The organism is Mycetocola sp. Y444 (assembly GCF_059445295.1).
In genome coordinates this window covers 1,284,348-1,309,830 of record NZ_JCAIUB010000001.1, presented here as the reverse complement: position 1 = coordinate 1,309,830, position 25,483 = coordinate 1,284,348, and the positions used below count along the sequence as shown (strand labels likewise).

Here is a 25,483-nt window from a genome sequence, read left to right as displayed (position 1 = left end):
AAAGAACGGGGAGCTGGAGCCCGGACGGTGCCGTTGGTCACCGCGACACGAGGTGCAACCACGTACCTCAACGGCATCACGTCCTTCGAGCCAGGTGCCGCGATCGGCCATCACACCCACAACGTCGCCGAATCAGTGATGATCATCAAAGGCTCCGCGATCGTTGACATCGACGGCGAACGCACCGAGCTCCGCGTCTTCGACACGACGTTCGTTCCGGCGAACATCCCGCACCATTTCGAGAACCCTTCGGACACCGAGGAGATGAAAATCTTTTGGACCTATGGATCCATCGACTCGACGCGCACCATGATCGAAACCGGAGAGACCGGTCGCATCGACGACGAACAGGCAAGCATCAGCAGCATCGCTCCGATCAGGATGGTGAAGGAACTGGCTGAGATCGAAGTGAAACCTGGGCATGAATCCGCTTTTGAAGCCGCGGTCAGCAAGGCAGTTCCGCTCTTTCAGCAGGCGCACGGCTCACGAACCCTCACGCTCGAACGTTCTGAAGAATTCCCGCAGCGGTATCGCCTCACCGTTGGATGGGAGAGCATCAACGATCACATGATCACGTTCCGGGAATCGCCGTCCTTCATCGCGTGGCGCGAACTCATCGGCGACCACCTCGCAGGGCCACCGAAGGTGGAGCACCTCACGAACGTGCTGACGGCATTCTGATTCCGGTGCCGCTATCAGAGGCAGCCCCATCAGGCTTTTTTCGATCACGGCAGGGGCTTCTCCCACACCCGCGGATCCAGCGAGTGCCGGTGCCGATTCTGATTGACCCCCAAGCCCCTCCCTGTTTGAGTTCCCTCGTGATGCAGATCACACCCAGGCCGCTATCCAGCACAGCCGTGCTCGATGACCAGCGGCGGGGTGTGGGAAGAATCCGTTGCGAGGCTCTGAGTGCCGCCAAAAGGGGTTCGAGGGTCATCATTTAGTCATCAGATTCGATTCCATTCGACCCAAAGTTGTCGAGTACAATTGGACTCAGCGAACCGCCCGGTTCCCTGTAAACACAAGGGAATCCGCCAGTTTCCAGAGATTTTCGGCAAATCCCGAGTTTAGGTTATTTCCTTACAAGGGGTCGCAGGTTCAAATTCTGTCAGCACGACCACGAGGTCCGGGAAGCTCGAGTGTTTCCGGGACTTCTTGCTGTCCGAGACGCTGACGTGTTGTCATCGATCGCCCGGGGGCGGGCTACTCACCTTGTCGAGATGAATACGCAACTTCTCACGCATCGCGAAGGGGCCGATGCCTGACGTGTGGTCATCCTTAATGATGGTAGAGGCCGACCCGCGCGAGAGACGCGAGCCGGCCGGGCGGTCCGCGGACGGTGTGCTCACCGTTCGCGGGCGAGAGAGTCCCGTGCGGCAGCGTCGATCACGTCTGAGACGACCCCGGACTGAGTCATGAACACAGCATGGCTGGCCGACACCCGAGTGACCTCGGCCCCGGCGCGCGTAGCCATGTGCAGCAACATCGCCTGATCGAAGGAATTGTCCTCGGTGGCGATGACGGCCCAGGACGGCTTGTCATGCCAAGCGGCATGCTCGACCGGGGTCGAGAAAGCCGACATATTGATGGGTACCTGCGAGTCACGGAGGAATGCGGCGTCGTCATCGCTGGCATCCGCCGCAAAACCAACCTTGAACGTGTCGTGGTTGAGGAAGCCGAATCCGTCATCGCCGACATCGATCACAAACTTGGGCGTCTCAGCGAAGCCCTGGTACTGCTTCGCCGTGTTCTCGCCGGAGTCTGGTGCCAGCGCGGATACGTACACCAGCCCGGCCACGTTGCGATGCACTCCTGCCGCAGTTATGACGGTGCCGCCCCACGAATGCCCGACAAGGATGGTCGGGCCCTCCTGCAGATCCAGAACTCTGGTGGTGGCGGCGACGTCTTCTTCCAAAGAGGTGAGGGGGTTCTGCACGATTGAGACGCGATAGCCGCGACCGGTCAGGTTGTCATACACGCCACGCCACCCTGATCCGTCGGCGAATGCGCCGTGAACCAGAACGACGTTCTTTACTTCCTGGTTGGTGTTCATTTCGGTTCCTTTCGGTTGCTCGTCGGATGAGACCGGCGAGAGCTTGAGTTGGGTAAGCGGATGTTGACCCGGTGAGGTTGGCGAGCCCCACGAATCGATGGTCTGACGCCGTGTTTCCTGTTTCGAAGAGTCAATTGACTCGCTCGAGTCATCGGCAGGTCGTCGGAGGTCCGGCGGACTGCGGGATGGGGGACCGCAAACTCCATACGTTGGGGAACGCCCCCGTGCGCTGAGGTGAGGGTTGCTCATATCATCGACTATGGTTACCGGGCCGTATTCGCAGAGCGACGCGCCTCGGTTGTCCGCTCTCGTTCTGCGACACCTCGAAGAGTTGTACGGGGCCGCGTCGATGCCAGCGGGAGTGGTCGAACGCGTTAGCCGTTCGGACCATTGGTTCGGGATTCTCCCGCGGATCAGCGACCTGACCTTTGAGGGTATGGCGCTCGTCCCCGAGTTTCGCTCGATGGCCCCTGACCTGCGAGGGCGTTTGCTCGCGTTCGCCCTTCAGGGCGGTGGAGCCTCGGCTATTCAACCGGATGCTGTCGCAGCGACCCGGTTCGTTGAGATAGCCGAGCGCGGGCGCATTTCGTGGATCTCGGATCTTCACCGGCTGGTGGTCCTGGCCGCAGCTGACTCGGACGACCACCTGATCGCTGGCGGCGTGTGCTTCTCTGAGCATCCGGCACCCCACGGTGGGGCCCTCCACCTGCTTTTCGCCGAGGAGCACGTCGAGGCACCCGACCTGGTCGCTGCCAGCGAGTTTTTCGCGCGGGCAGACCGGCCCTCGTGGGCGGTGCACTGTCTCGTCAGCGCAGCCTCCTCGGCTTCAACGCTGGAGGCAGCGGCCGGGTTCGCCGCCGCTGCGACGAATATCGCGGCGTGCGACGGCGACTTCCGGGTCGCAGAGCGGGTTTTGGAGCGTTTCACCGCTACTGACACCCGAGTGCTCCTCCGCGAGAGCGCCCCCGCTCGGGCTCTCCGGCAAGCGCTCCTCGAGAGCGACCCGGTGGCCGCGGTTGCGACGATTCTCGGTCGGTTGCGAAACGATTCCCTTGGTTCCGAAGACGCCGGGGAAGCCCTCGCGGTCTTCGCGCTGGTCAACTTGGTCGGCGCAAACGGAGCCGCATGGGAGGACTTCCTCCAGGCGTGCACCTCTGTTCCGGTCCTGCACCCGCACGTCGCCGCCGTCGCGGCCTCGATCAGCTCCCTCAACGCCCCGGTCCGGCCCCATCTCGACTACACGGCTGCAAGCGATGGGCGGGGCTGGTCGCAGATCGCCGGTTGCGTGGCGATGATCCTGGATGCACTGCGGAATATGCGCTTGATGAATTCAGTGGCGCCCAGCCACAGGCTCGCCAGACGTGTCGGCAACCGACTCGTGCGGGCAACCGAAGCGACTCACCTTTCGCTCATGCTTTCCCACATTCAGCACTGGACGGAACTTGAGGCGACGGTGACGGTCGCGCTCGAGGCGACCGATATCGTCCCCATGCCGGTCCTGCGGATTGCCACCGAGGCGACGTACGCGTTCGCCGAAGCGTTCCAGGGGGATGCGACGGCGGCACGACAGCGCGTGGACCGTATTCTGGCGGAGCCGGTCCTGCATCGCTCGCATCGATTGCGGGCGATAGTGGACTCCGCAGTCGTCATGATCGAAGGCCCGCAGGGCAATTACGACCAAGCGATCGCACTTCTATCCACCCGGCAGACCGACCTTCTCAATCTCACGACCGGACCGTGCGGACCGATGGAGTTGTTCGACTTCGTTGACTACGCACTGATAGTGAAAGAGGACATGCAGGCCGTCTCGCGAGTGGATCAGTTTCGTCGAGGGTTACAACGCTTGCGTTCGGAACGCGCGGATTTCGTGGTGGCTGCATGCGACGCGATCATCGCGGCGCGAACGACCTTGGCGCCCACGGAAGAGCTGTTGTTGCGCGCGGAATCCCTTCCCTTCGTGTACGAAGCCGCCCGCCTGCGGCTGGTTTACGCCGAGCAGTTGCGGCGCAAACGCCGTACGGCCGAAGCGCGCCGCCACCTACTTCGCGTTCAGTTCGATCTGGAGAGTGTGCAGGCTGGCGCGTGGCTGGATCGGGTGCAGCGCGAGCTTCGCGCGTGCCAGAGAGAGATCGCCGTGCGCGTTGCTGACCTGACCGAACAGGAGACACGGATCGCGGAGCTGGCCGCGGAAGGCCGATCGAATAAAGAGATCGCCGCGCGCTTGTACTTGTCGCCACGCACCGTCGGAGGTCACCTTTACAAGATCTTTCCCAAGCTCGGGATTACGACCCGCGCGCAGCTGCGCGATGCGCTGTCGGAGAGCACGGATGCCGGCGCCGGGCGCTCGCCCTCGGAGTGAGGCGAACGTCGCTCTCGTGTAGTACACCCGTTTGGGGAGGCTGCCGCCCGGTCCCTCCCTGTATACGATGTGCACAACAACGCAAGGGGAGATCAGTGCGGTTCATCGAGGGAGTGGCGCTCGGCGCTTTGGTGCTGTTCCTCAGCGGCTGTGCGGTGGCAGCGGTTCCCGGACCGACCGTGACGGTTACGGCGACCGCATCGCCTGAAGTCCGCGGGCCCGAATCACGCATCGACGCGCTCGACGCTTACGCGCTGTGCGCAGCGCGAATCTATAGCCCCCCGATGGATGGGAGCTACTCCTCCAGCTTCACTCCTTTCGCCGAGGCGACCGTCGAGCCCACCGATTCCTCCGGCTGGTATGTCTTGTTCAAACGAACCGACACGTCGCCGGTGGCTGCGGACTACCCCGGGCTGGGGACCGAATCGTGGGGGCGCTGCGCACTCGAGGGAACGATTATGGATGTCACCTGGATCGCGGGCGGATACTGCTCGGGCTCGAAACCTGTCGACGACCTCTCTGCCCTCAGCGCGATCGAGCCGTTCGACGCCTCAAACCCGCAGCCTCCCGTCTGCCCGACAGGGAATTGAAACATGGCGCAACTTCGATCGATTGCTGCCGCGCTTGTTGCGGCGTTCATTCTGGCGGGTTGCACCGCCGCCGAAGTGCCGGGCCCCAGCGTCACGGTGACCGCGACGGCCACGCCGTCTGTTGCGCCCCGTTCTCCGTCTGACCCGATCGAGAACGTCGACGCGCTCGCCCTCTGCGCGGCACGGACCATCGAGAAAAGCCCGTTCGGTGGCTTGCCAAAGTCGCGGACTCTCGACCTCGACCAGGTGGAGCATCGTCCCGACGGGAAGTGGTGGATCGTCATCCCTGAACATGATCCCAATCCGATCCCCGATGACGACATGTATCCCGATGGCAAGTCATGGTCGTTCTGTCTGCTCGGCGGCACTATCGGGAACGTCGAATGGGAACAATTCGGTGGATCGATGGACGAGGCCCTCATTCAGCAGCCTGAATGAGCGTGGCGCTCATAGCGTGGCGGCCTTCGCCCGCAGCATCCTCGGTCCCTTCCAAACGTTCTGGGATCGTCAGGGAAACCTCTTGGGTATGAGCATCCACGACGATAACCCAACCCGCTGTAAAGCGTCGACTTCATCGCCGTCTCCAATCAGGCGTGATGCGCTAGAGGTCGGTATCTGCACACCATTCGGTGCCCTAACACCGCTGTGCCCATGGCGGCGGGTGAAGAGCGCGCCTTACCGGTGCACTACGGCACGCGATGTGCTTTAAAGTTCGCTCATCCGTATGCCTTGGATCGCGTTCTCCGTGCTGATCGCCGTCTTCATGGTCGCGTAGTTCGTCGGAGCGTGGCTGGTGAGGAAGCCGCATCACACGCGAGCACTGCTTGTGGCTGCAGCTTTCGTCGTGGCGGCACTGACGTTGTACCCGGATGGCGATCCGAGCCCAGGGATGACGTGTGCGGTGCAGGTGCCGTATTTCGCACCCACCGCGGTCGAGTCGACCGCCAACATTCTGCTTGTTTGTGCCGATAGCCTTCCTGGTCGGTATTGAGTGGCGCCCGCCCGTTGTGGCGGTGCTCGTGACCGTGGCGGCGTCCGCGGCGATCGAGACAGTGTGCAGGCGCTCGTGCTCGTCACTGGGGAGGGCCTGTGACTCAAGCGACCTGGTCACCAACGCGATCGGCGCGATCCTCGGCGGCCTGCGTCTGCCGCGCCATCCGTCTGCGTCTGCCGCGCCATCCGTCTGCGCCTACCGCGCCATCCGTCTCCCCGTCCGCGTCCGCCGCCGACTTGACGCTCGGGCGCTCATGACCGTCGGGGAGGATCGCGAACCGTCCGAGAAGTACTGCCAGCTGATGCCTGAGCCGTTGTCGGCTGCGGCGAGCCGAGGTGAGCGTGATCCGTGCTCAGATCTTAGTTGGTTGACAAAAGCAGAAAGTCCTGCCAACGGCGAGCAAATTTTCACCCCTAGTTTGGGGCGGCTGAACCCGATACAAGACAGGTCGTTGGCCCGCCTCGCGGGCTGATTGCCGGGTCGGGGCTTCGGCGTGCGTGTCAGATTTGGAGTCACCATTGATCGAGGCGAAGCAGCGGCACCGCACAGCCCGTCAGACCGGTCGCCAGCTTGACCTCGGGCCTGCAGTGCATACGGCGATGTTCGGTGACCGTGACTGGTCGGATGCTTGAGGCCAAGGCTTTCGACGTTCCAGTTTGGCGCTCCGCTTACGCGCGAGTCCTCGATTAGCTCTCTTCTCCGCGAACGTAATCGGGCGCCTCGTTAGCTGAGTGCAGATAACTTGCGTAGGCTTCCTCCCATTCAGGGTTTGGACGAGCGCGGAAATATTGATCGAAGAGCTCCCGAACCTCGCCTGTCAGAATCACTTTCTGCAGGATAGGGGGGTTGATATCGATCTGTCCCAGGTAGGTGAGTGCGGCTTCGTCTGTGCGTTTCCACGCGTCTTCAACCTCGATCGGCGGACCGCCTTCGGGTCTCACTGCCTCAAGGAACGCCTCCGTGGTCGGCCAGTCGCCGGTGCCGAGCATCCCCTGCAGACAGATCCGGAATGCGGTGTCCACCGCCACGACTGCGAGGGTGAATCCGGACGCGTCGTTGGGGATCTCGTCCCTGACGAACATGACTGAGTTGACCGTCGGAATGCCGTTCGTCGCCATGAGGAGGAACACCTCCGGTCCGGACGCAGCCACACTAACCTGTAGTCCGCCGAGGGGGTGGAGTGCGACGCCGAACGTCTGAGGCTCTTCCAAACCCAGGAGCATCTCGTTGAAAGGGATGGCGGTCGCACTTTCCAATCGCAAAATCGCATCCTCGACCGCTTCGGCAATCTCAGGCGAGAATCGGCCGTCGTCATTCATGGGTGTCTCCGCTCATCGTCGTGCGGTTCAGTCAGAGTTTGCGCATGTCTCCGTCGGAAGGGTATCGCCGATCCGCCTATCTTTCACCATCATCGACCGGACACAGTAGAACGCGCAAGAGAATCCCTCTGGGCGGAACCCTCCGCTTGTAGTTGGCTCATCGAAAACTAGCCATCAGTCCAGGCGCAGGATTGGTGGCTGCTGTCTGGCTCGGAGATTGAGTGCCGCCAAATCGGGGTGAATGGTCGTCATTTAGTCATCAGATTCAATTCCATCTGGGCCGAATTGACCAAGTGCTCCGGTTTTCGGGTTCTCCGTAAAACCCGAGTTACGTTGAAACTAAGGGTCGCAGGTTCAATTCCTGTCAGCCGACCACTGTGATGTGTCGGGACATCCTTGACAGATGTATGGAGACATTCCTGACAGAAACTCTCTCCTTCGGGAGGGGGTTTTCGTCATTTCTGTGCTGGTAGTTCCTTTCGGGGTCGATGGTGTGCTCGGCGAGGATTTCTCCGGTGCTGCGGGTGGTGATTATGGTTTGCGGGCCGTTCACGAGCAGAATCACTGGCCTGTTCTTATGGGCCCGACCGATGCCGAGGTGCGGAGTTTGCCGGCGTAGCGGACTGTGATTGTGCCGCCGGAGTTGACGTTGTCGTAACGAACGCGCCAGCGTTCGTGGCTTGAGCGGAGTTGTGGTCCCGCTTTCGGGTAGCGTTCAATTTTGCCTTGGGTTTGCGGATGGCTGGGGGAGCCGTTCTCCTGCCTGACGCCGAACCGGCTCCGTCACCTCCTTGCTGATCATTGCGCTGGGTCGACGCGTGCATCCCCCACGCCAGCACCGACGGATCATGTCGAGGAACACCGACTGGATAGCATCTGAACCGGCCAGTTGGGAGCATCTTCGCATTCGACGCTGAATCAGCCTTTGTGCTGCGCCCGGTACTTTGTCGGGCTCATTCCATGGATGCGACGGAAATGACGCGAGAAGTAGAGAGGATCGGTGTATCCCACCCCGAGGGCGACTTCGGCGACTGGCAGTGTCGTGGTGTCGAGCAGGCCACGGGCGCGCGACATCTTGAGCGACGTGTGAAACGCGTTGGGCCCACTCCCGGTCGCTTCGCGGAACTGCGCGCTTAGGTGCGATGGTGACATACCGACCAAAGCGGCGAGTTCCTTGACTTGAATAGTGCCGTCAATGCGAGCTTCGAGGTACCGCATCGCTCGTTCCAGTGGCGAGCCGTCGGCAGGAAGGATGCTGTCGGCGATGATGCGGGCAAGCAGATGCCACGCGACACCAGATGCTGCCAGAAGGTGGGCAGGTGAGAGGCGACGTTCGAGAAGACTTACGAGTTCGTCGAAGAGTGAGACGACTCGGTCGAGTGAGCGCAGGCGAAGGACCGGTCGTTCCTGCGAGGTAGGAAGCTCAATTAGGTCGGCTACATCGTTGCCTCGAACGTGCAGCCACCAGATAGTCCATGGGTTATCTGCCGATGTCACATACTGGTGGGGCACGCCTGCTGGAATCACGATGCATGCCCCCGGTGTCAGCGCATGTGGTTGACCCCGGAGTGTCACGACGCCACTGCCGGCAGTGCAGAGAATGACGATCGTTTCTGGGGTACCTTTTGGCCGCGCGCGACCGTGTCCTTCTGCGGAAGGGAAGTATCCCGCATCGGTAACAAGAAGTCGTCGCGTCCCCGCTTGCGCGAGGGCGGCGGCAACTTGCGGGCGCGGTACAACGCAGAGCCGCTGGTTGGTGAACCCTTCCATGCGGTAGTGGGGTTCCTGCGGAATCGCTGTTTCGTCCATGTTCTTCCTCGTTCACACCATACACAACGCGTTCCGGCCCTTCTAGCGTCGATAACGGATACGCGAGCTGTCCGTGCCGGCCGCTGCGGTCAGCACGAGTCCCCAGAATGAGAACGAGGTCAACGATGCCTGTCGAACAGCGTGAAAAGGGGGCGGAAGGCCTAACTCCTGTGGCTTCTAGAACCAGCCCGTTTCCGGCCGGGGAGGCCCCTGCCCTGATTAGTTTGCCGGATGCCCCGGCGCCACTGCAGGATCAAATCGATGCAGGTGGCGCTGTGGCTTGGAGCGAGCCGCTGACGATCCGCACCTACGAAGCCGGTGAGCCGAGCGAGTACCCCATGTACTTCGACCACCGCGTCTACCAGGGCTCCAGCGGAAAGGTCTACCCGATCCCCTTCACTGAATCAGTGGCGGACCAAGGTGCCGAGCGAGAGTGGCAAGCGGTCCACCTCGAGAACCAATACGTGCGCCTCGTCATTCTTCCTGAACTGGGTGGCCGTATCCATATCGGATACGACAAGACAACAGGCTACGACTTCTTCTATCGGAACAACGTCATCAAGCCGGCCCTCGTCGGGCTAGCCGGACCCTGGATCAGTGGGGGTGTCGAATTCAACTGGCCGCAACACCACCGACCAGCCACATACCTTCCAGTGGAGACGCATATCGAACACGGTGACGACGGATCGGTGACGGTCTGGTGTTCGGACCACGATCCTTTCGTGCGTATGCAGGCGCAGCACGGTATCCGGCTTCGTCCGGATAGCTCCGTCGTCGAACTTGCCGTTCGACTGCACAACCGCACGAGTGAAAGACAAACGTTTCTTTGGTGGGCGAACGTAGCTGCCCTTGCGCATGACGACTACCAATCTTTTTTTCCGGAGGACGTGCATTATGTGGCCGACCACGCGCGTCGCGCCATCACTGCGTTCCCTGAAGCTGACCGTCCCTATTACGGCGTGGACTATCCCGCTCTCGAGAAGCAGACCCCTGGCGCCAACCGAATCGACCTGTACCGCAACATCCCCGTGCCGACTTCCTACATGATCATCGACTCGAACCAGGACTTCTTCGGGGGTTACGACCACGCCGCCGGAGCGGGATTCGTCCACTGGGCGGAGCGACGGGTGTCGCCCGGAAAAAAGTTGTGGACCTGGGGTGACGCACCCTTCGGGCACGCCTGGGACGCACAACTCACCGACGGCGACGGCGCGTACGTGGAACTGATGGCCGGCGTCTACACGGATAATCAACCTGACTTCACCTGGCTGCTACCTGGCGAGACGAAAATCTTCACTCAATACTGGTACCCCATTCCCGCGATTGGCGCGGTTCACCAGGCCACCCCGGATGCCGCCGTGCACGTCGAAAGCCACGGTTCTATGCGCGCTACGTTCGCAGTCACGGCTCCAGCCCCCGGGGCGCGCCTCAGCCTCCTTCGGAACGGCGTGGAGTTTGCTACAAGCGTGCGAGACCTCCTCCCCGGGGTGCCCGCAGTCATCGAAAGCGAAGCGGCCCCCACGGGCAACGGCGAGCTCTCCGCTGAGCTACGTGACGAAGAGAGTCGACTCCTCGTCCGGTGGTCTCCCGCCGACCAGTCGGGTGACGTCGAACCATCGGTCGCAACAGAACCGGCGCTGCCCGCTGATATCGACACCGTCGAAGAGCTCTATCTCACCGGCATGCATCTGCAGCAGTACCGGCACCCGACGCGGTCTCCGCTGAGCTATTGGAATGCGGCCATCGCCCGGGATCCCGGAGACGCCCGCACGAACATCGCCCTCGCCGATAGGCACTACCGCGCCGGCCGCTACACCGAGGCTCTTGCCCACATCGACATCGCGCTGGCGCGGCTGACCCGTCGTAACGCCAACCCTATCGATGCGGAAGCGTTCTATCTCAAAGGCCTCACTCTTCAGCGCCTGGGCCGCGCGATCGAAGCGGAACAGGCTTTCGGTAAGGCAGGCTGGGATGGCACCTGGGCACCAGGCGCTGGCTTCGAACTTGCCCGAAGCCTCAGTAAGCGGGGACTGAACCGGGCTGCCCTCCGCGTCTTAGACACTCTCGACGGGGTCGTTGGACATGACAGCCGTCGAATCGCACTGCGTGCAATACTCCATCGGCGAACCGGACGGCTGGATGATGCCGACATCGTCGTTCGCGAAGCACTCAGAGCCGACCCACTCGACGCCACCCTCCGCGCGTTGGCCAACGATCATACGAGTTCGGACCCCGGCATCTTGCTCGACGTCGCGCTCGATCTAGCGCACACAGGTGAAACAGCGATGGCGCTCTCCGTCATCGACGCTGTCGTTGCCGCGCCTATCAGAGCCGCAGGCAATGTATGCCCCATCGCGCATTATGTGGCAGCCGCCCTGCTTGACGCGGCTGGCTCTGCCGAGCATGCCGCCGAGCACCGTAGGGCCGCTCAAACGGCCGATCTAAAATGGGCGTTCCCGTCTGGTTTAGATGCACACGACGCCCTCGTCGCCGCAATGGCCGCAGACGCGGACGATGCAGTGGCGAGGCATCTGCTCGGCATGCTTTTATACGCACACGGGCGGCGGCGCGAAGCACTTCAGCTGTGGGAGTCAGCAATCGACCTCGGTCTGCGAAACCCCGTCCTGTATCGAAACGCCGCGCTGGGCGCATACAACATCGCGGCCGACGATAAGACGGCCTGGCGGCGATACGAGACCGCCGTCGCAATTGCCCCAGATGACGCGCGACTGCGTTACGAACAGGACCAGCTAGCTACCCGACTGGGCCAGAAGCGAGACGAGCGTCTCGCTCGACTCGATCCAGTGCGGGAGATCGTCCTCACCCGAGACGATCTGACGATCGAATACGTCGAGCTCCTCACTCACGCCGGGCGCGCCGCCGAAGCGTTCGACATACTAACCAGTCGACCGTTCCATCCTTGGGAAGGTGGGGAGGGCCGAGCCTTGGCAGCCTGGGACGCGGCGATCATCGCACTTGGCCGTCCTCGAACCGACCCGCCAGCGAATCTTGGCGAGCAACGGCCGCGCTACGACGCCCCGAGTGCCGTGCGCGATGACGGGGTAACCGACTACTTCGCCACGAGCCTTCCTGAACTGCTTCTGTTCTCCCGGGAGAATGATTCGGAGTGACCGCCATCCCGAACTCGGGCGAACAGTACCGACTCAAGTTCGGATCCTACGAGGCGTGGGTGGCAAGCGTGGGGGCGACCCTACGCTCGCTGGCCGAATCCGGACAGGACCTCATCGCTCCATTCGGGGCCGAGGAAATCCGGCCAGCGATGCGCGGAGCCGTTCTCGCTCCTTGGCCGAACCGGCTCGCGGACGGCCGCTACGCCTTCGACGGAGTTGAGCACCAGCTTCCGATCAATGAACCTGAAAGGGGAAACGCAGCACATGGTCTCGTTTCTTGGTTATCGTTCACTCCGATCCGCCATTCCGAAAATACGTTGGAATTGCAAGCGACCATCGCACCTCAGGTCGGTTACCCATGGCGAATCCGGGTCGGCGTGGATTTCGAACTTGGCCCCGCGGGCTTGCGCCAACGGATCACAGCGACGAACTACAGCTCCTCCAATGCGCCCGTAGGCCTCGGCGGCCACCCGTACGTTCTTGCTGCCTCGTCCGCGGTGAACGCCATCCAGGACTGGACCTTGGAACTGCCGGCGGGTGAGGTCGTCGCTATGTCCAACGATCGACTGCTCCCGATTAGGTCTGCGCAGGTTCAGGCGCATAATGACGGGGCGCTTGACTTCCGCGCCCCACGAAAAATCAATGACACCGTCATTAACCACGCCTTCACGTCGCTCCAGCGCGGCAGCGACGGGAACTGTCATGTGCGAGTTGCCAGCGCAGACCGTGGTGTCCATGTCGTCTGCGACAGGAGTGTTGACTGGATCCAAATTTACACCGCGGACTTTGCCGCACCAGGAGAGTTCCGGAACAGCTTGGCGATAGAGCCTATGTCTTGCCCACCGGACGCGTTCAACAGTGGCCGCGGCCTCCGAGTACTCCGTCCAGGCGCGTCCACCCACATCGAATGGACACTCGGTGCCCTCCATTTGGGGACCGGGCGTTGAGCGGCAACCTCAGTCGGACATGAGTATCATCGTGGGATCGTCCATGTGCACCGGTTGATTGTCCTCGAATTTGGGCCCCGGTGCCCGTAATTTGGCAGTGTGCTCACGTTCACAGGTGAGGACAACATGGGCAGAACCTCCCTTCAAGATGTCGGGATTCGGTCCTTAGCTCTGGAAAGCGAACATCCCTCCGGCCTGCGGCCGTCAGATCAACGAAGATAAGGAATGCGGATGAAGATCCATGCAGCACGCAAGACCGGGCACACACTAACGATGGCGGTCGTGATCGCCTCTTTCACGGTCGTAGCGTTGAGCGCTTGTACAACCGGAATGGAGACCGGGGCGGCAAACGAGCCCGCTAGCGGACCAAAGGAGGGACAGCTGACGATCGCTTTCTTGCAGAAGCAGGGGGACCAGCAATACTTCATCGACGAGGCGAACGGCGCCAAGGAAGCGGCCGAAGCGGCGGGTGACGTGAAGATCAACGTCGTGGATCTCGGCACCGACTCGAACAAAGCAATATCTGAGGTAGAAGCGGCTATCGCTCAGAAGGTCGATGGCATCATCATCGTAGTCCCGGACCAGCAAATCGGACCGCAGGTGATTCAGATGGCCGATGACGCAGGCATCCCGATTATGGCCGCTGATGACACCATCGAAGACAGCTCTGGCGAAGCCGCACCTTTCTCCGGATTTGACGGAACCTCGATGGGAGAGAAGGTCGGCGCCGAAGCCGCCCGCCTCTACACGGAAGCAGGGTGGGCAGCGGCGGACACGCGCATTCTTTCGGCCTACAAGGAAGATCTTTCCGTGTGCCAGCAACGCGTCGAAGGCGCAGCGAGCGCATTCGCCGAAGCCGTTCCGGACGCTCCTGAGATCATCAACATAGGAACGGACAACTCCGCCACAGATGCCCAGGACAAGGCTGGAGCCACCATCACCGCAAACGCTGGCGTGAAGCACTGGGTTGTCTGGGGTTGCAACGACGAAAGCGAGACGGGCGTCGTGACAGCGCTACAAAACTCGGGAGTCGCCCCCGCGGAAATCATTGGTGTCGGCCTCGGTGCCTACCTCACCTGCAAGGACTGGAAGGCTGGCCAGGACACTGGCAATAAGGCAGCCCTGTTCATTTCGGGCATCGAGGTCGGCAAGGCTGCGGCGAACTCGATGATTGATCTGCTGCGCAACGGCACTCCGCTTCCGCCGGTCTCGATCGCCAACACCGAGATCGTCGATGCAAGCAACTGGGAAGCCGAAGGCGTGATCTGCACCTAGTCAAGAGGCGGGGTGGAATCGACGTTTCGGTCGGTCCCACCCCCGCCACATGCGAACCCGACAACGAAGATGGGACAAAGCTGTGCAACACCAACCAATCGCACTGCGCGCCACAGGTATCAAGAAGAGCTTTGGGCCAGTTCGCGCACTGCGAGGGGTCGAAGTGGAGTTGCGAGCTGGACAAGTAACTGCGCTGATGGGCGAGAATGGAGCTGGAAAATCTACGCTCCTCAAGATCCTCAACGGTGACCTCCGACCGGACGAAGGTGTGCTCGAAATTGACGGACATTCCGTTCAATTCTCAGACCCCACAGATTCCCGCGCGGCTGGCCTCCGAGTCATTGCGCAGGAGCCAGAGATTGTGGAATCCGTGTCCGTGGCCGAAAACATCCATATCGGCAATCTGGGATCGCTGATCTACAATCGGCGATCACTCGTGCATCGCACACGAGACGAGCTGGCGAAGTGGGGATTCGACCGCGCCGTTCGTGCCGACATGCTCGGGTCAGACCTCTCCCCGGCACAGCGCCAGCTCGTAGAAATCATGCGCGCGGTAGTCAGTCGACCACGAATTATCTGCTTTGACGAGCCGACCTCATCCCTGGGAGATGACGAGGTGAGCTTGCTATTCGCTCTCATCCGGCAACTCCAAGCGGATGGAGTTGCAATAGCTTACGTCTCCCACCGGATGGGCGAGATTTTTCAACTGGCCGACCAAATCACCGTGCTCCGTGACGGGGAGTTCGTCGGAACGAAGGCAGTTGCTGAGACCGATCACGAGGAACTGGTTCGGATGATGGTTGGTCGGGATATCACCCAATTTTTTCACCGTGACCCTGCCCCTCTCGGTGATGTGGTTCTTCAGCTGCACAACGTCGGCAATGAATTCGTGGAGGGGATCGATCTGCAGGTCCGGGCCGGCGAGGTCGTTGGCATCGCTGGGCTCGTGGGTGCCGGCCGGAGCGAGCTGATGAAAACCATCGCCGGCGATTACAGGACCGATACGGGCGAGATAGCCATCTCCGGCCGGGTGACGCGAATTTCGCAACCCTCAGATAGCATTCGTGCCGGGATCGGGTTCGCACCGGAGGAGCGAAAAGCCGAGGCGCTGCTCCTTCAGCGATCCGTGCGGGACAATGCGGCTCTCGTGGTTCTCCGATCGCTATCGCGGTGGTTCTTCGTGAACACGCGAGCGGAGCGCATCCTCGCCCAGGACTTCATCACGAGACTTCGGATTCGGACTCCGTCCGCTGATGAGATCGTCAGCAACCTTTCTGGTGGCAACCAGCAGAAAGTCGTTCTAGCCCGGTGGCTCGCCACCTCACCGAAAGTGCTCCTGCTCGACGAACCCACTCGAGGCATCGACGTTGGGGCGAAGTCGGAGATCTACGGGATCATCGACGAACTCGCGCATCAGGGAGTCGCTGTGATCGTCGTCTCGAGTGAGCTGCCCGAGGTTCTCGGGGTCTCCGATCGCATCTACATCATGGCCAAGGGCCGCATTGCGGGCGAACTCCCGCGGGCTGAGGCAACAGAAGAACGAATATTGGCACTTGCCATGGACGAAGGAGTCTGAGAATGACCGCCACTACACAAAGGGAAGACCCAGCACCCGCGACTGGGCCCCGCACTCCACCGACAAAGGTCGACACGGCGTCGCCGCTCAAACGAATCATCAGTGCTCTTGGCGTGCAAAACATCTCGCTCATTTTCGCGATCGCACTCGTTGTGGCAGTCATCGGACTCCAAAATCCTCTGTTCTTCACAGTGCCGAACCTGAAGGTAATTGGAACCGCGATCGCCATCGTCGGCTTGCTCGCCGTCGTTCAGACGATCGTCATTATCCTCGGCGCCCTGGACATCTCGGTTGGCTCGATTGCGGGCCTGACATCTGTGACGTCCGCCATGATTTTCACCGCGACGAGTTCGGCCACGCTTGGCGCGCTTGGAGCCATCGCCATTGGCGTTTTGTGTGGTCTTATCAACGGGTGCATCATCGTATTCGGGCGCGTCAATCCTGTCATCGCCACCCTGGCAACCCTTGCAGCGTTCAAAGGGGTCGCGCAGCTCATTTCAGATGGTCGGGCGCAGGGATATACCGGGGCTGACCCGTTTTTCGTCTTCCTTGCTCGCGGAACGTTCCTCGGTGCTCCCGTCCTGATCTGGGTCCTTGTTCTCATCGCGTTACTCGCCCACGTTGTGCTCCGATACACCACCATCGGCCGCAACATCTACGCGGTCGGCGGTAATAACATCGCATCCCGCCTCGGTGGCATCAATATCAATCGGTACATCATCGGCGTTTACATGATCACGGGCGCGGTTGCGGCAATCGCTGGCATCCTCATCACTGCTCGAACGGGCTCGGGCCAACCGATTTCGGGATCGGAAGGCTTGGAGCTTCAGGCAATCACCGCTGCGGCGCTTGGCGGTGCAGCTCTGAAGGGTGGCAAGGGCGCGATCGCGGGTACGATCCTCGCCGTGATTCTGCTTGGGGTGCTCACCAACGGAATGACGTTGCTCGGCGTGAACACGTTCTGGCAGAACGTCGCTCAAGGGACTCTGCTCGTTGTCGCAGTAGTTATCCAGCAGCTCAGGTCGGGGGAGCGCAGAATCGGAATACCTGGTTGATGTCCGTTGCGCGAACGGCACTCTCGCCCCTCGAACGGAACCACAGAGGCACACGACTTAACTTCCTGCAGTGCACGACTGCCGCAGAATACTGACCTGCATGGGTCACAGAATTATTAAAGTTCGACGGTGGTAGCTTCGACCCGCCGCCCCGGGCCCGCACCAAAACTGAAAACGCAACGGAATCCGCGAGTTCCGGTCGCTTCCGGTGATGGTCCAGAACGGCTTTGAACCTTCAAAGAGCGCAGGTTCAAATCCTGGCTCACACCACCTCGTCTCGACCCGGCCCGACCCTGTTAGCCGGATCAACAGGCCGTTCGCGAGACCGCTTGCGTAACAAGTCCGGCGGCAGCCAAGGTCTGCGCTTCACAACTTGAGGCCGATGCCTCATGCCCCGATCGAGGTCCTCGACCGAGACTGGGGTCATGACTATCACTCCACGACAAGCGGTGACCAGCACTGAGATAAACCCCGAACTGGTCCGAGGGACGGATGAGCGTTTCACCGGGTACGGCGCGATGGGTGTGCCGTACTCAGGTGGGCATTACCTCGTCCTTCGCGACATGCTCGCCAGCTCACTCGGCACGGCATACCGGGCAATCTGGCATCGAGATCCAGCGGGCCGCTGGACCATCTTCACCACGGCCGACCCGGACGTCAGCTGTCCCCGGTACTTCGGATCGGTGACGGCTGTCGAGCGGGTTCCCGAGATCGGGGTGACCTGGCGGGACGACTGGTGTGCCGACATCACCATGGGTGCCCGGCTCTCGTGGCGGTTGATGCTCGAGGCAACGCCGGCCACGCGGGCGATGACGGCGATGAGCGAACGGATGCCGCAGCGGTCCTGGAACAGCGATCCGGTGCTCGCCTCAATGGGCCCGATAGCCGGCGGTGCCCTGCGGTCGGGTCGGATCAGGCTGCGCGGGCGCACGCCGAACGGCCAGGAATTCAAAGCCGCCCCGCTCCAGGTGTGGCGCGTGGTCGGCGGCGACGCCACGCTCGACGGAACCGAACTCGGCAGCATGGGCCCTCTGGACGAACAGGCACGTCTCGGAGACTTCTGGCTACCTCAGCGCGGGTTGTTCTTCGTCGGCCGGGCCCGGTTCACCGCACCTGCCCACCTGAATGCACGACGGCGTGAGACCGATGGGGTGAGAAGCGACCAGACGGCATGAGGGGGCGCGGACGTACGATGAATCATGAACGGTCCCGGAAGCCACAGCGGCGAGGTCCTGCCGAGACGGGTCGAGGTGCTGGCTGGCCCTCCGTCGCGATCGACCTTGGTCTGGGCCAGCCCTCCGAGCACATGCTCCGCTCCGCGACGATCGCCTGCAGGCTGGCCGACCGGCTCGGCCTGAACCCTGAGCAGCGGGGCACCGTCTACTACGCCACGCTGGTGATGTGGATCGGGTGCCACGCGGATTCCCAGGAGTACGCCCGGTGGTTCGGCGACGACATCGCGGTCCGACGCGAGGCATACCTCGTCGACTGGTCCGGAATGCCGTATCTGTGGTTCCTTCTCGACAACATCGCCAAGGGGGAACCGCTGCCGCAGCGGCTGAAAGTGATGGGCACTCTCTTCCGGGACGCCCGCGGCCAGCTCGCCGCGTTGATCCACTCGCACTGCACGTCAGCGGCGGCGCTTGCCCGTCACATCGGTCTGCCGACGAACGTGGCGAGCTCGCTCGCCTACACCTTCGAACGGTATGACGGTGCGGGACTGCCGACCGGAGCTTCCGGCGACCAGATACCCATCGAGATGAGAATCGCGCAGGTCGCTGATGTGGCCGAGGTGCACTATCGCATGTATGGCCTCGACGCGGTGATCGCGATGGCCAACAGCAGGCGCGGCGGCCATTTCGACCCCGCCGTCGTCGATGCAGTGTTAGCGGCCCCGGAAGAACTGTTCACTCCTGTTCCAGGTGGCGACGCATGGAAAGAAGCGCTCGAACAGGCGCCCGACCAGGAGCTCCGGCTCACCGACGATGAGTTCGACCGACTGGCCTGCGTGATCGGCGACTTCGCCGACCTCAAGTGCCCGTTCGCGCTCGGCCACTCACGGGCCGTGGCGTCGCTTTCAGCCGGCGCCGGTGAGCGGCTCGGCCTGAGCGCTGACGAAGTCCGTACGCTTCGCCGAGCAGGACATCTGCATGACCTTGGTCGACTAGGCATCTCGAACCAGGTGTGGTCCAAGCCCGGAGAGCTCAACCCGTCAGAGTGGGAACGCGTGCGTATGCACCCTTACCTCACCGAACGCGTGCTGCACCGGATCCCAGGGCTGAATGCCGTCCGCGTGGTGGCCCGGGCGCACCACGAGCACCTGGATGGCACCGGGTACCCGCTCGGAATCGGGGGTTCGATGCTCGGGCGCAGCGAACGCATCCTCGCCGCAGCGGCGGCGTATCAGTCAGCGCTGGAGCCACGGCCTTACCGCGAGGCGATGGATCCCCACCAGGCGATGTCGCGTCTGCGCAGCAGGAGCGGCTCCGGCGAACTTGATCCAGAGAGCGTGGATGCCGTCCTTGGTGTTGCGGGGCACCGAGCACCTTCCGTCCGACGCGATGACCTGCTCACCCTCCGGGAACGAGAGGTCCTCGGCTTGGTCTCCCGTGGGTTTTCCAATCGAAAGATAGCCGACCAGCTGGTCCTGAGCGAGAAGACCGTGCGCAACCATGTCGAGCGGACCTACACGAAGATCGGAGCGACCAACCGGGTCGGAGCCAGCCTGTACGCGCTCCAGCACGGTCTGGCGACCCTGCCGAACGAAACGAACAAAGGATCGTGAACGTGCTCATCGAGCGCATTGTTCGGATGCGAACAACTGCGTGCGCCGATAACATCCCACCAGCGAGCTGGACGGCCTGCTCCCTCGCCCGAACCGGTTGGGGTTCCGGGAGTGGGACGCTGGTAGGTGCGGGGGAGTTACCGCACGCGCGTGGCGGCGAACTGCAGTCGCGGGTGAGCGTAGAACTCCTGGGCCTCGATGAGCTGGAGTTCGCGTTGCCCCGACTTGTAGGTGAGCTCGATCAGGTCAAACACGCTCGACGCGGTGCGTTCGAGAGCAACGGCGGCGCTACCGGTCTCGCGATAGTGCGCTGAGAACAGCGCCGCCGTCACATCCCCAGATCCGTTCGCCTTGAACGGTAGATGCGGAGTGCGGACGATCCACGCGCCCTCACCGTCGACGGCGAGCATTTCGATGGTGCCCTCCGGGCGGTCGGGCTGTTCCACGCTCGTGACGAGGACGGTCGACGGTCCCATCGCGCGAGCGAGGTCGACCGAGTCGAGGGTGTCGGCGAGGGTCAGCGGCTCTGTTCCCGTCAGATAACCCAGCTCGAACTGGTTCGGCGTGATGATGTCGGCCACGGGCACGACGCGGTCGCGCAGCAGGTCGGGAATCTCCGGGGCCACGAAGCATCCGGACTTCGCATTGCCCATCACCGGGTCACACGCGTAGATCGCCGAGGGGTTGGCCGCCTTCACCCGCGCTACCGCGTCGATGATGACCTCGCCGATGCCGGTGCCGCCCTGGTACCCCGAGAGCACGAGGTCGATTTGCGGGAGGATGCCGCGCTCCTCGATGCCGAGGATCACGTCCTTCACTTCCTCGGGCGCGATGAGGGAGCCGCGCCACGCTCCGTAACCGGTGTGGTTCGAGAAATTCACCGTAAAAACAGGCAGCACCTCCACTCCGATTCGCTGGAGCGGAAAAACGGCGGCCGAATTGCCGACGTGCCCGTAGGCAACAGCCGACTGAATCGAGAGAATCTTCACGGAACCCATCCTGCCGCTACTTCGCGTCAACATCAGCCATATGTACGGGGCGTCCCTCTGTTTTTTGCGGGTCGGGGCTGATCGGGACGCCGGCTCTATCTGACGGGCAAGGTGACGCCGGTGGCGTCGGCCAGGGCGGAGAGGAGCTGCTCATGGAATTTCGGATCGCTCACGGATCGCGCCGGCTGCTGCTGCGCTCCGTGGTACCAGTAGCCACCGCTGATCTGAAGTTGCGGGTCGGTGGCCAGGCGCTCCTGGGTCTGGTGCCCGAGGTCGAAATCGTCGGGCGCGCCGGCACCGCCCATCTTCGTCGGCACCCACCCCGGGTCGACGGCGTTCGCGAGGATGTTGGGGGCCCAGCGGTCGGCGATCGCCGCGGAGAGTGCTGCCACGAACAGTTTGCTGTCGGAGTAACTGGCGGTCGAACGGCGTCCATCCCAGTCGAGTCCATCGAGTTTCGTCCTCCCGCTTCGGTGCATTCCGCTGCTGAGATAGACGTGACGGGTGGGCGTGCGCAGCAGGGCGGTAAGGAGGTAAGGAGCCACCACATTCACGGGCAGTACCGCAGCCCCCGAGATCACACCGGCGTTTTGGATCACCGCGTCGATCGGTGGCCCCGCGTTAAGTTCGTCGGCGGCATCGAGCACGGCGTGCCGGTCGGACAGATCGGCAATGATCAGGTCTGCGCCCCGGGCGGTCAGCGGAGAGACTGCGGCGGCCCGCTCTGTGTTGCGGGCGTGCACGATGACCTGGTGGCCTGCGTCGAGGAGCGCTTCGGTCGTTGCGCGGCCGAGTCCATCGGTGGAACCGGTGGTGAGAATGCGTGCCATGAGCCCATTCTCACCCCGGCAGGCCGACACCCGGTCAGCTAGCATTCGGATATGACACATCCGCTTCCGATCGACGACGTCTCGATCGGCGGAGAGAGCATTCGTCTCGGGCAGTTCCTGAAATTTGCCGGACTTTTCGACTCCGGTGGAGACGTGAAAGAGGCCATCATCGACGGCCTTGTGACGGTGAACGGCGAAGTTGATCGCCGACGTGGCAGGCAGCTGCAGCTGGGCGACATTGTCAGTTTCGACGGACGCAGCGTTCGCGTCTGCCCGTGAGGGCAGCGGCGCGGACGGAGCCTATGACGGAAGCGGGGCAGTAGTAATCGGGACTGTCGCCAGATGCGGGTCATGCGGCTCGCTCCGGCTTGTCGACGCTTCGGTCGCGGGTATCGCGGCCTGAACGTCAACCGGGAAGAGATGATTCAGACCAATGGATGCCGTTGGCGGCAGGGCGATGTCGGCGGGTCGTGGCTCGTACATGTCGTTCCTCCTGGATGGGTCGTCGGCGTGGGTAGGGTGATCAGGGCTGGGTCGGCGGTCGTCTAGTCGTCGCCGTCGAAGAAGCCGCCGTCGAGGATGCGGTTGTAGCGCAGTCGGAGTGCGCGCTCGGTGCTCGCCGCAACCGTTGCCACCGTGAGCGAAACGTTCACCCACCCCGGCAGCTGGACGGGGCTGGAGAACGTGCCGAGGCGCTCCGCGACGGGTGGAGCCTGTGTGATCAACTCGATGATCTGCGGAGCTCCCAGCACGAGTGCGACAACGAGGATCAGCGCCGATGCCATGCCGATAGCGCGGCTCAGCGCCGGGTAGGTCCGGTCCAGGTGGGCGCGCAGTCCTTCGGCGGAAGCCGGATCGGGAACAAGCTGCTGCTCCCACCCGTCAGCGGTCACATAGTGGCTGCGCTTCAGCCCGAAGATGCTGAGCTCAACCTCGATGGTGCCACCCGGTACCGAGAAAGCCGCGGGGAGCTCAGAACGCGCGTGGTGGATGCCATCGCGGTAGAGCTCCGCGTACACGTTGCCGTCCTCATCGCCGGCTTGCCGGACGTCAACGGACCACGTCTCTGGCGTGCCGCCCGCACCCGTGAGGTGCAGGTGGAAGAGGGAACGCGAGAACAGCTGCCACCAGTGATAGCGGGGGAGGCCCTGGCCGTTCCCCGGCTTCACCGTGTGTTTCGACACCAACATGTGCCCAGTAGAAACCGTGTCCTCGGAACACAGTCAAGCTTTTCTTCGAACGCGCCACAGTGAGCGGGCTATCAGCACTCGCCGGGAGCCCCTTTCAGAACCGAATGAGACAATGAGGGCTGCGCGTTCGAGCGCGACATCGGGCGCTTGAAACAAATGCAGGAAATGAGGCGCCGTCGATGGATCAGGTGACCGTAATCTTCGTCATCCTCATAGCTGTGGTGATCGCATTTGTTACGAACCGCCTGCCACCGGTGCTCGTGGCCGCGGCTGTTCCCCTGGCCCTCTGGGCCACGGGTCTGCTGACACTGGAAGACTCCCTGGCCGGTTTCGGCAACGAGCTGGTCATCTTTATCGCGACTCTCTTCATCGTCGGTGAAGCTTTGGTGGCCACCGGCGTTACCGCGTGGATCAGCAAGCAGATCATCGGCCGAGCCGGACAACGCCGCTCGCGACTCACCATTCTCATCGGCGCGATGGCGGCAGCGCTTGCGGCTCTCATCAGCATCAACGGTGCCGTTGCTGCCCTGCTTCCGATCGCCGTCGTCGTCTCGGTGCGCGCGGGAATTGTTCCCTCACGGATGCTGATGCCGCTTGCCTTCGCTGCCAGCGCTGGATCGTTGCTCACGCTCACCGGAACCCCCGTGAACATCATCGTCTCCGACCTCGCCGCTCGCTCAGGGGGTCGTGAGTTCGGCTACTTCGAATTCGCGCTGGTCGGTATCCCGCTCGTCGTGCTGACGCTCGCTGTCACCGCCGGCCTTGGCGGCCTACTGCTTCCGCATCGCGAGGCGGAGAGGCTCGCCGAGGAATCGAGCGACCCCGAGGAGCACGCTGAAGCGTGGCGGGCAACCTACGATGTCGACGTCACTGCGCGACGCCACTTCGGCCCGCGCGAGGGCGTCCTCGAGGTTCTCATCGCTCCGCGATCGTCGCTGATCGGTCGCTCGGTACGCGCGGGCATGCGGACCCGCGATGAAGATCTGGTCATCCTCGCGCTCAACAGGCCCGGTGAAGGAACCGGACTCGAGGCAAACGGAGAAGCACTCACGCTCCGAGCCGGTGATTCCGTGCTCGTTCAGGGGCCATGGGAGGCCCTGCACCGATACGTCAGCTCCCCGGATGTCATCGCTGTGACCTCGCCCCGGTCACTGCAGCGGGGGGTTCCGCTCGGCCGCGGCGCACGCCGCGCGTTGGTCGTGCTCGCCGGGATGATTCTTCTCCTTGCGACCGGGGTTGTTCCCGCGGTGGTTGCCGGGGTGCTTGCGGTCGGCGCACTCATCCTCAGCCGGGTGCTGACCCCGACGCAGGCGTTCCGCTCGGTCGCCTGGGAACCCGTCGTTCTCATCGCCTGCATGATCCCGCTGTCCTCTGCGTTCATCGCGACGGGCGCGGCCGACCTGGTCGCAGATGCCCTGCTCAACGTCGTCGGGCAAGCCTCGCCGCACCTCGCCCTGCTCGCCATCTGCGTTGTGACCGTCGTCCTCGGGATGTTCATGTCGAACGTTGCAACTGTCCTCGTGATTGCGCCGGTTGCCGTCTCCGTTGCGAGTGTGCTCGGGGTCAGCATCCTTCCCTTCATGATGGCGCTCACCGTCAGCGGTGCCGCAGCGTTCCTGACCCCGATCTCGACACCGGTCAACATGATGGTCATGCAGCCCGCCGGGTATCGCTTCGGAGATTACTGGCGGATCGGACTCCCGCTCACGCTGATCTTCCTCGCTGTGGCGGTGCTCTACGTCCCGCTCGTGTGGCCGTTCTGAATCTCCGCGAACCGCTGACGCTGCCACCGGTGCACGTCAGGTAACCAGTCCAATGGTGCGGACGGGCCGATCCTCACATCGTCGGGCTCTTTCCCGTCTCGCAACGCCCGCACATACGCGCGATCCTGCTCCGTGCGTGTCCGCATCTCCGCATTGCCGCCGACAGATCCGTGACCGGGAACAACGGCACTCACGGCATCCGCTATGCCCTCGAACAACCGCAGCGCCTCGAGGTAGTCTCCGATCGGATCCGCGGCAGCGAGGTCGAGAAACGGCATGAGAATGTCGGAGAGCATGTCACCGGCCACGAGAACGCCGGACTCCTCGATGACCAGTGCGGCGTGACCCGCGGCGTGGGCACGGTGCTCGATCACCCGGATGCGGGGACCCTCCCACGGGACCCGCGAAGCGTTGTCGGGCAATCCAGTGATCTGGCCGAGTAGGTCCATCGGGATCTGGTCGGCGTACTCCGGCGGGAGTCCTTCGGCGACCTGGGCTTGCCAGTCGGGTTGCACCAGCAGCTCCGCGAGATACGCCGCACCGCGGGCTGTTCCGTAGCGGGGCACGTGGCCGAACCGTTCGTGCCACAGCACGTGGTCCCAGTCGGGGTGCGTCGAGAACCCGGCCACAACGGGCGTGCCACGCTCGCGGAGATCGTCGGCGATGGCCGCCATCTCAGCAGCGGTGATGCCCGGGTCGATGAGCAGCACACCATCCCTGCCCTCGACAACGACAGAGTTGCTCTGGATGAACTCGCTTTCGTGAATGAGGATGCCGTCGGCAATGGTTTTCAGCATGAGGAGCCTTTCCTGGATCGT

Annotated in this window: 22 protein-coding genes and 1 pseudogene; 14 read left to right on the top strand and 9 right to left on the bottom strand. The window is 62.7% G+C overall.

Annotated features, from left to right (window positions below; translation table 11 throughout):
- Window positions 1–27: 27 nt before the first annotated feature.
- Entirely contained in the window at window positions 28–681 is a 654-nt protein-coding gene (locus AC1C2M_RS06245; protein ID WP_495435597.1) for a cupin domain-containing protein, read from the top strand.
- Between the two features lie 664 nt (window positions 682–1,345).
- On the opposite strand, the gene AC1C2M_RS06240 is transcribed toward AC1C2M_RS06245, so the two are convergent.
- Window positions 1,346–2,053 carry an alpha/beta hydrolase gene (locus AC1C2M_RS06240; protein ID WP_495435596.1) on the bottom strand — a complete coding sequence of 236 codons (708 nt, stop codon included), beginning with the start codon at window positions 2,051–2,053 and terminating at the stop codon, window positions 1,346–1,348.
- Window positions 2,054–3,059: 1,006 nt separating this feature from the next.
- Between AC1C2M_RS06240 and AC1C2M_RS06235 the strand changes: the two genes are divergently transcribed.
- The 3 genes from AC1C2M_RS06235 to AC1C2M_RS06225 all read left to right on the top strand — a co-directional run bounded on the left by AC1C2M_RS06235 (window position 3,060) and on the right by AC1C2M_RS06225 (window position 5,440).
- Entirely contained in the window at window positions 3,060–4,412 is a 1,353-nt protein-coding gene (locus AC1C2M_RS06235; RefSeq protein ID WP_495435595.1) for a LuxR C-terminal-related transcriptional regulator, read from the top strand.
- Between the two features lie 95 nt (window positions 4,413–4,507).
- The gene (locus AC1C2M_RS06230; protein WP_495435594.1) at window positions 4,508–5,002 is read left to right on the top strand and encodes a hypothetical protein; all 495 of its coding nucleotides are present in this window, start codon (window positions 4,508–4,510) and stop codon (window positions 5,000–5,002) included.
- A gap of 3 nt (window positions 5,003–5,005) precedes the next feature.
- A complete protein-coding gene (locus AC1C2M_RS06225; protein WP_495435593.1) occupies window positions 5,006–5,440 on the top strand; it encodes a hypothetical protein in 435 nt (144 codons plus the stop codon).
- A 1,242-nt stretch (window positions 5,441–6,682) separates the two neighbouring features.
- Here AC1C2M_RS06225 and AC1C2M_RS06220 read toward each other — a convergent pair.
- The 3 genes from AC1C2M_RS06220 to AC1C2M_RS06210 form a co-directional block, all read right to left on the bottom strand.
- Complete coding sequence (locus AC1C2M_RS06220; protein ID WP_483403863.1) at window positions 6,683–7,315, bottom strand: hypothetical protein; 633 nt, start codon at window positions 7,313–7,315, stop codon at window positions 6,683–6,685.
- Between the two features lie 364 nt (window positions 7,316–7,679).
- Entirely contained in the window at window positions 7,680–7,880 is a 201-nt protein-coding gene (locus AC1C2M_RS06215) for a hypothetical protein (RefSeq protein ID WP_495435592.1), read from the bottom strand.
- Between the two features lie 353 nt (window positions 7,881–8,233).
- Window positions 8,234–9,085 (bottom strand): AraC family transcriptional regulator, encoded by an 852-nt coding sequence (locus AC1C2M_RS06210; RefSeq protein WP_495435698.1) that lies wholly within the window; start codon window positions 9,083–9,085, stop codon window positions 8,234–8,236.
- Between the two features lie 314 nt (window positions 9,086–9,399).
- Here AC1C2M_RS06210 and AC1C2M_RS06205 point away from each other — a divergent pair, with 314 nt between their 5' ends.
- From AC1C2M_RS06205 to AC1C2M_RS06190, 4 genes and pseudogenes are all read left to right on the top strand, one after another.
- On the top strand, window positions 9,400–12,255 hold the full coding sequence (locus tag AC1C2M_RS06205) for a DUF5107 domain-containing protein (RefSeq protein ID WP_495435591.1): 2,856 nt from the start codon (window positions 9,400–9,402) through the stop codon (window positions 12,253–12,255).
- On the top strand, window positions 12,252–13,202 hold the full coding sequence (locus tag AC1C2M_RS06200) for an aldose 1-epimerase family protein (protein WP_495435590.1): 951 nt from the start codon (window positions 12,252–12,254) through the stop codon (window positions 13,200–13,202). The genes AC1C2M_RS06205 and AC1C2M_RS06200 overlap by 4 nt, the downstream gene beginning before the upstream one ends.
- 231 nt (window positions 13,203–13,433) lie before the next feature.
- Window positions 13,434–14,477 carry a substrate-binding domain-containing protein gene (locus AC1C2M_RS06195; RefSeq protein WP_483403868.1) on the top strand — a complete coding sequence of 348 codons (1,044 nt, stop codon included), beginning with the start codon at window positions 13,434–13,436 and terminating at the stop codon, window positions 14,475–14,477.
- 49 nt (window positions 14,478–14,526) lie between these two features.
- A pseudogene (locus AC1C2M_RS06190) lies at window positions 14,527–15,063 on the top strand (ATP-binding cassette domain-containing protein); the annotation flags it as partial.
- A gap of 39 nt (window positions 15,064–15,102) precedes the next feature.
- Here the strand turns inward: AC1C2M_RS06190 and AC1C2M_RS06185 are convergent.
- Complete coding sequence (locus AC1C2M_RS06185; protein ID WP_483404990.1) at window positions 15,103–15,525, bottom strand: hypothetical protein; 423 nt, start codon at window positions 15,523–15,525, stop codon at window positions 15,103–15,105.
- Here AC1C2M_RS06185 and AC1C2M_RS06180 point away from each other — a divergent pair.
- The 4 genes from AC1C2M_RS06180 (at window position 15,424) to AC1C2M_RS06165 (ending at window position 19,893) form a co-directional block, all read left to right on the top strand.
- Window positions 15,424–16,053 (top strand): ATP-binding cassette domain-containing protein, encoded by a 630-nt coding sequence (locus tag AC1C2M_RS06180; RefSeq protein ID WP_495435697.1) that lies wholly within the window; start codon window positions 15,424–15,426, stop codon window positions 16,051–16,053. The genes AC1C2M_RS06185 and AC1C2M_RS06180 overlap by 102 nt on opposite strands.
- A 2-nt stretch (window positions 16,054–16,055) precedes the next feature.
- Window positions 16,056–17,108 (top strand): ABC transporter permease, encoded by a 1,053-nt coding sequence (locus AC1C2M_RS06175; protein ID WP_495435589.1) that lies wholly within the window; start codon window positions 16,056–16,058, stop codon window positions 17,106–17,108.
- Between the two features lie 425 nt (window positions 17,109–17,533).
- On the top strand, window positions 17,534–18,283 hold the full coding sequence (locus AC1C2M_RS06170; protein ID WP_495435588.1) for a hypothetical protein: 750 nt from the start codon (window positions 17,534–17,536) through the stop codon (window positions 18,281–18,283).
- A 17-nt stretch (window positions 18,284–18,300) separates the two neighbouring features.
- Entirely contained in the window at window positions 18,301–19,893 is a 1,593-nt protein-coding gene (locus AC1C2M_RS06165; protein WP_495435587.1) for an HD domain-containing phosphohydrolase, read from the top strand.
- A gap of 137 nt (window positions 19,894–20,030) precedes the next feature.
- Here the strand turns inward: AC1C2M_RS06165 and pdxY are convergent, their stop codons facing one another.
- Together pdxY and AC1C2M_RS06155 are read right to left on the bottom strand one after the other, a co-directional pair.
- Window positions 20,031–20,882 (bottom strand): pyridoxal kinase PdxY, encoded by an 852-nt coding sequence (pdxY, locus tag AC1C2M_RS06160; protein WP_495433795.1) that lies wholly within the window; start codon window positions 20,880–20,882, stop codon window positions 20,031–20,033.
- A 95-nt stretch (window positions 20,883–20,977) separates the two neighbouring features.
- Window positions 20,978–21,712: an SDR family NAD(P)-dependent oxidoreductase gene (locus tag AC1C2M_RS06155; protein ID WP_495435586.1), complete on the bottom strand. Its 735-nt coding sequence runs from the start codon at window positions 21,710–21,712 to the stop codon at window positions 20,978–20,980.
- A gap of 51 nt (window positions 21,713–21,763) precedes the next feature.
- On the opposite strand from AC1C2M_RS06155, the gene AC1C2M_RS06150 reads away from it, so the two are divergent.
- Window positions 21,764–21,991 carry an RNA-binding S4 domain-containing protein gene (locus AC1C2M_RS06150; protein ID WP_495435585.1) on the top strand — a complete coding sequence of 76 codons (228 nt, stop codon included), beginning with the start codon at window positions 21,764–21,766 and terminating at the stop codon, window positions 21,989–21,991.
- A gap of 266 nt (window positions 21,992–22,257) precedes the next feature.
- Here the strand turns inward: AC1C2M_RS06150 and AC1C2M_RS06145 are convergent, their stop codons facing one another.
- Window positions 22,258–22,902, bottom strand: a complete 645-nt coding sequence (locus AC1C2M_RS06145; protein WP_495435584.1) for a hypothetical protein — start codon at window positions 22,900–22,902, stop codon at window positions 22,258–22,260.
- Between the two features lie 179 nt (window positions 22,903–23,081).
- Here AC1C2M_RS06145 and AC1C2M_RS06140 point away from each other — a divergent pair, with 179 nt between their 5' ends.
- Window positions 23,082–24,665, top strand: coding sequence for an SLC13 family permease (locus tag AC1C2M_RS06140; protein ID WP_483403878.1), 1,584 nt, complete (start codon window positions 23,082–23,084; stop codon window positions 24,663–24,665).
- Here the strand turns inward: AC1C2M_RS06140 and AC1C2M_RS06135 are convergent.
- On the bottom strand, window positions 24,638–25,462 hold the full coding sequence (locus tag AC1C2M_RS06135) for an MBL fold metallo-hydrolase (RefSeq protein ID WP_495435583.1): 825 nt from the start codon (window positions 25,460–25,462) through the stop codon (window positions 24,638–24,640). The two genes, AC1C2M_RS06140 and AC1C2M_RS06135, sit on opposite strands and share 28 nt — an antisense overlap.
- Window positions 25,463–25,483 lie beyond the last annotated feature (21 nt).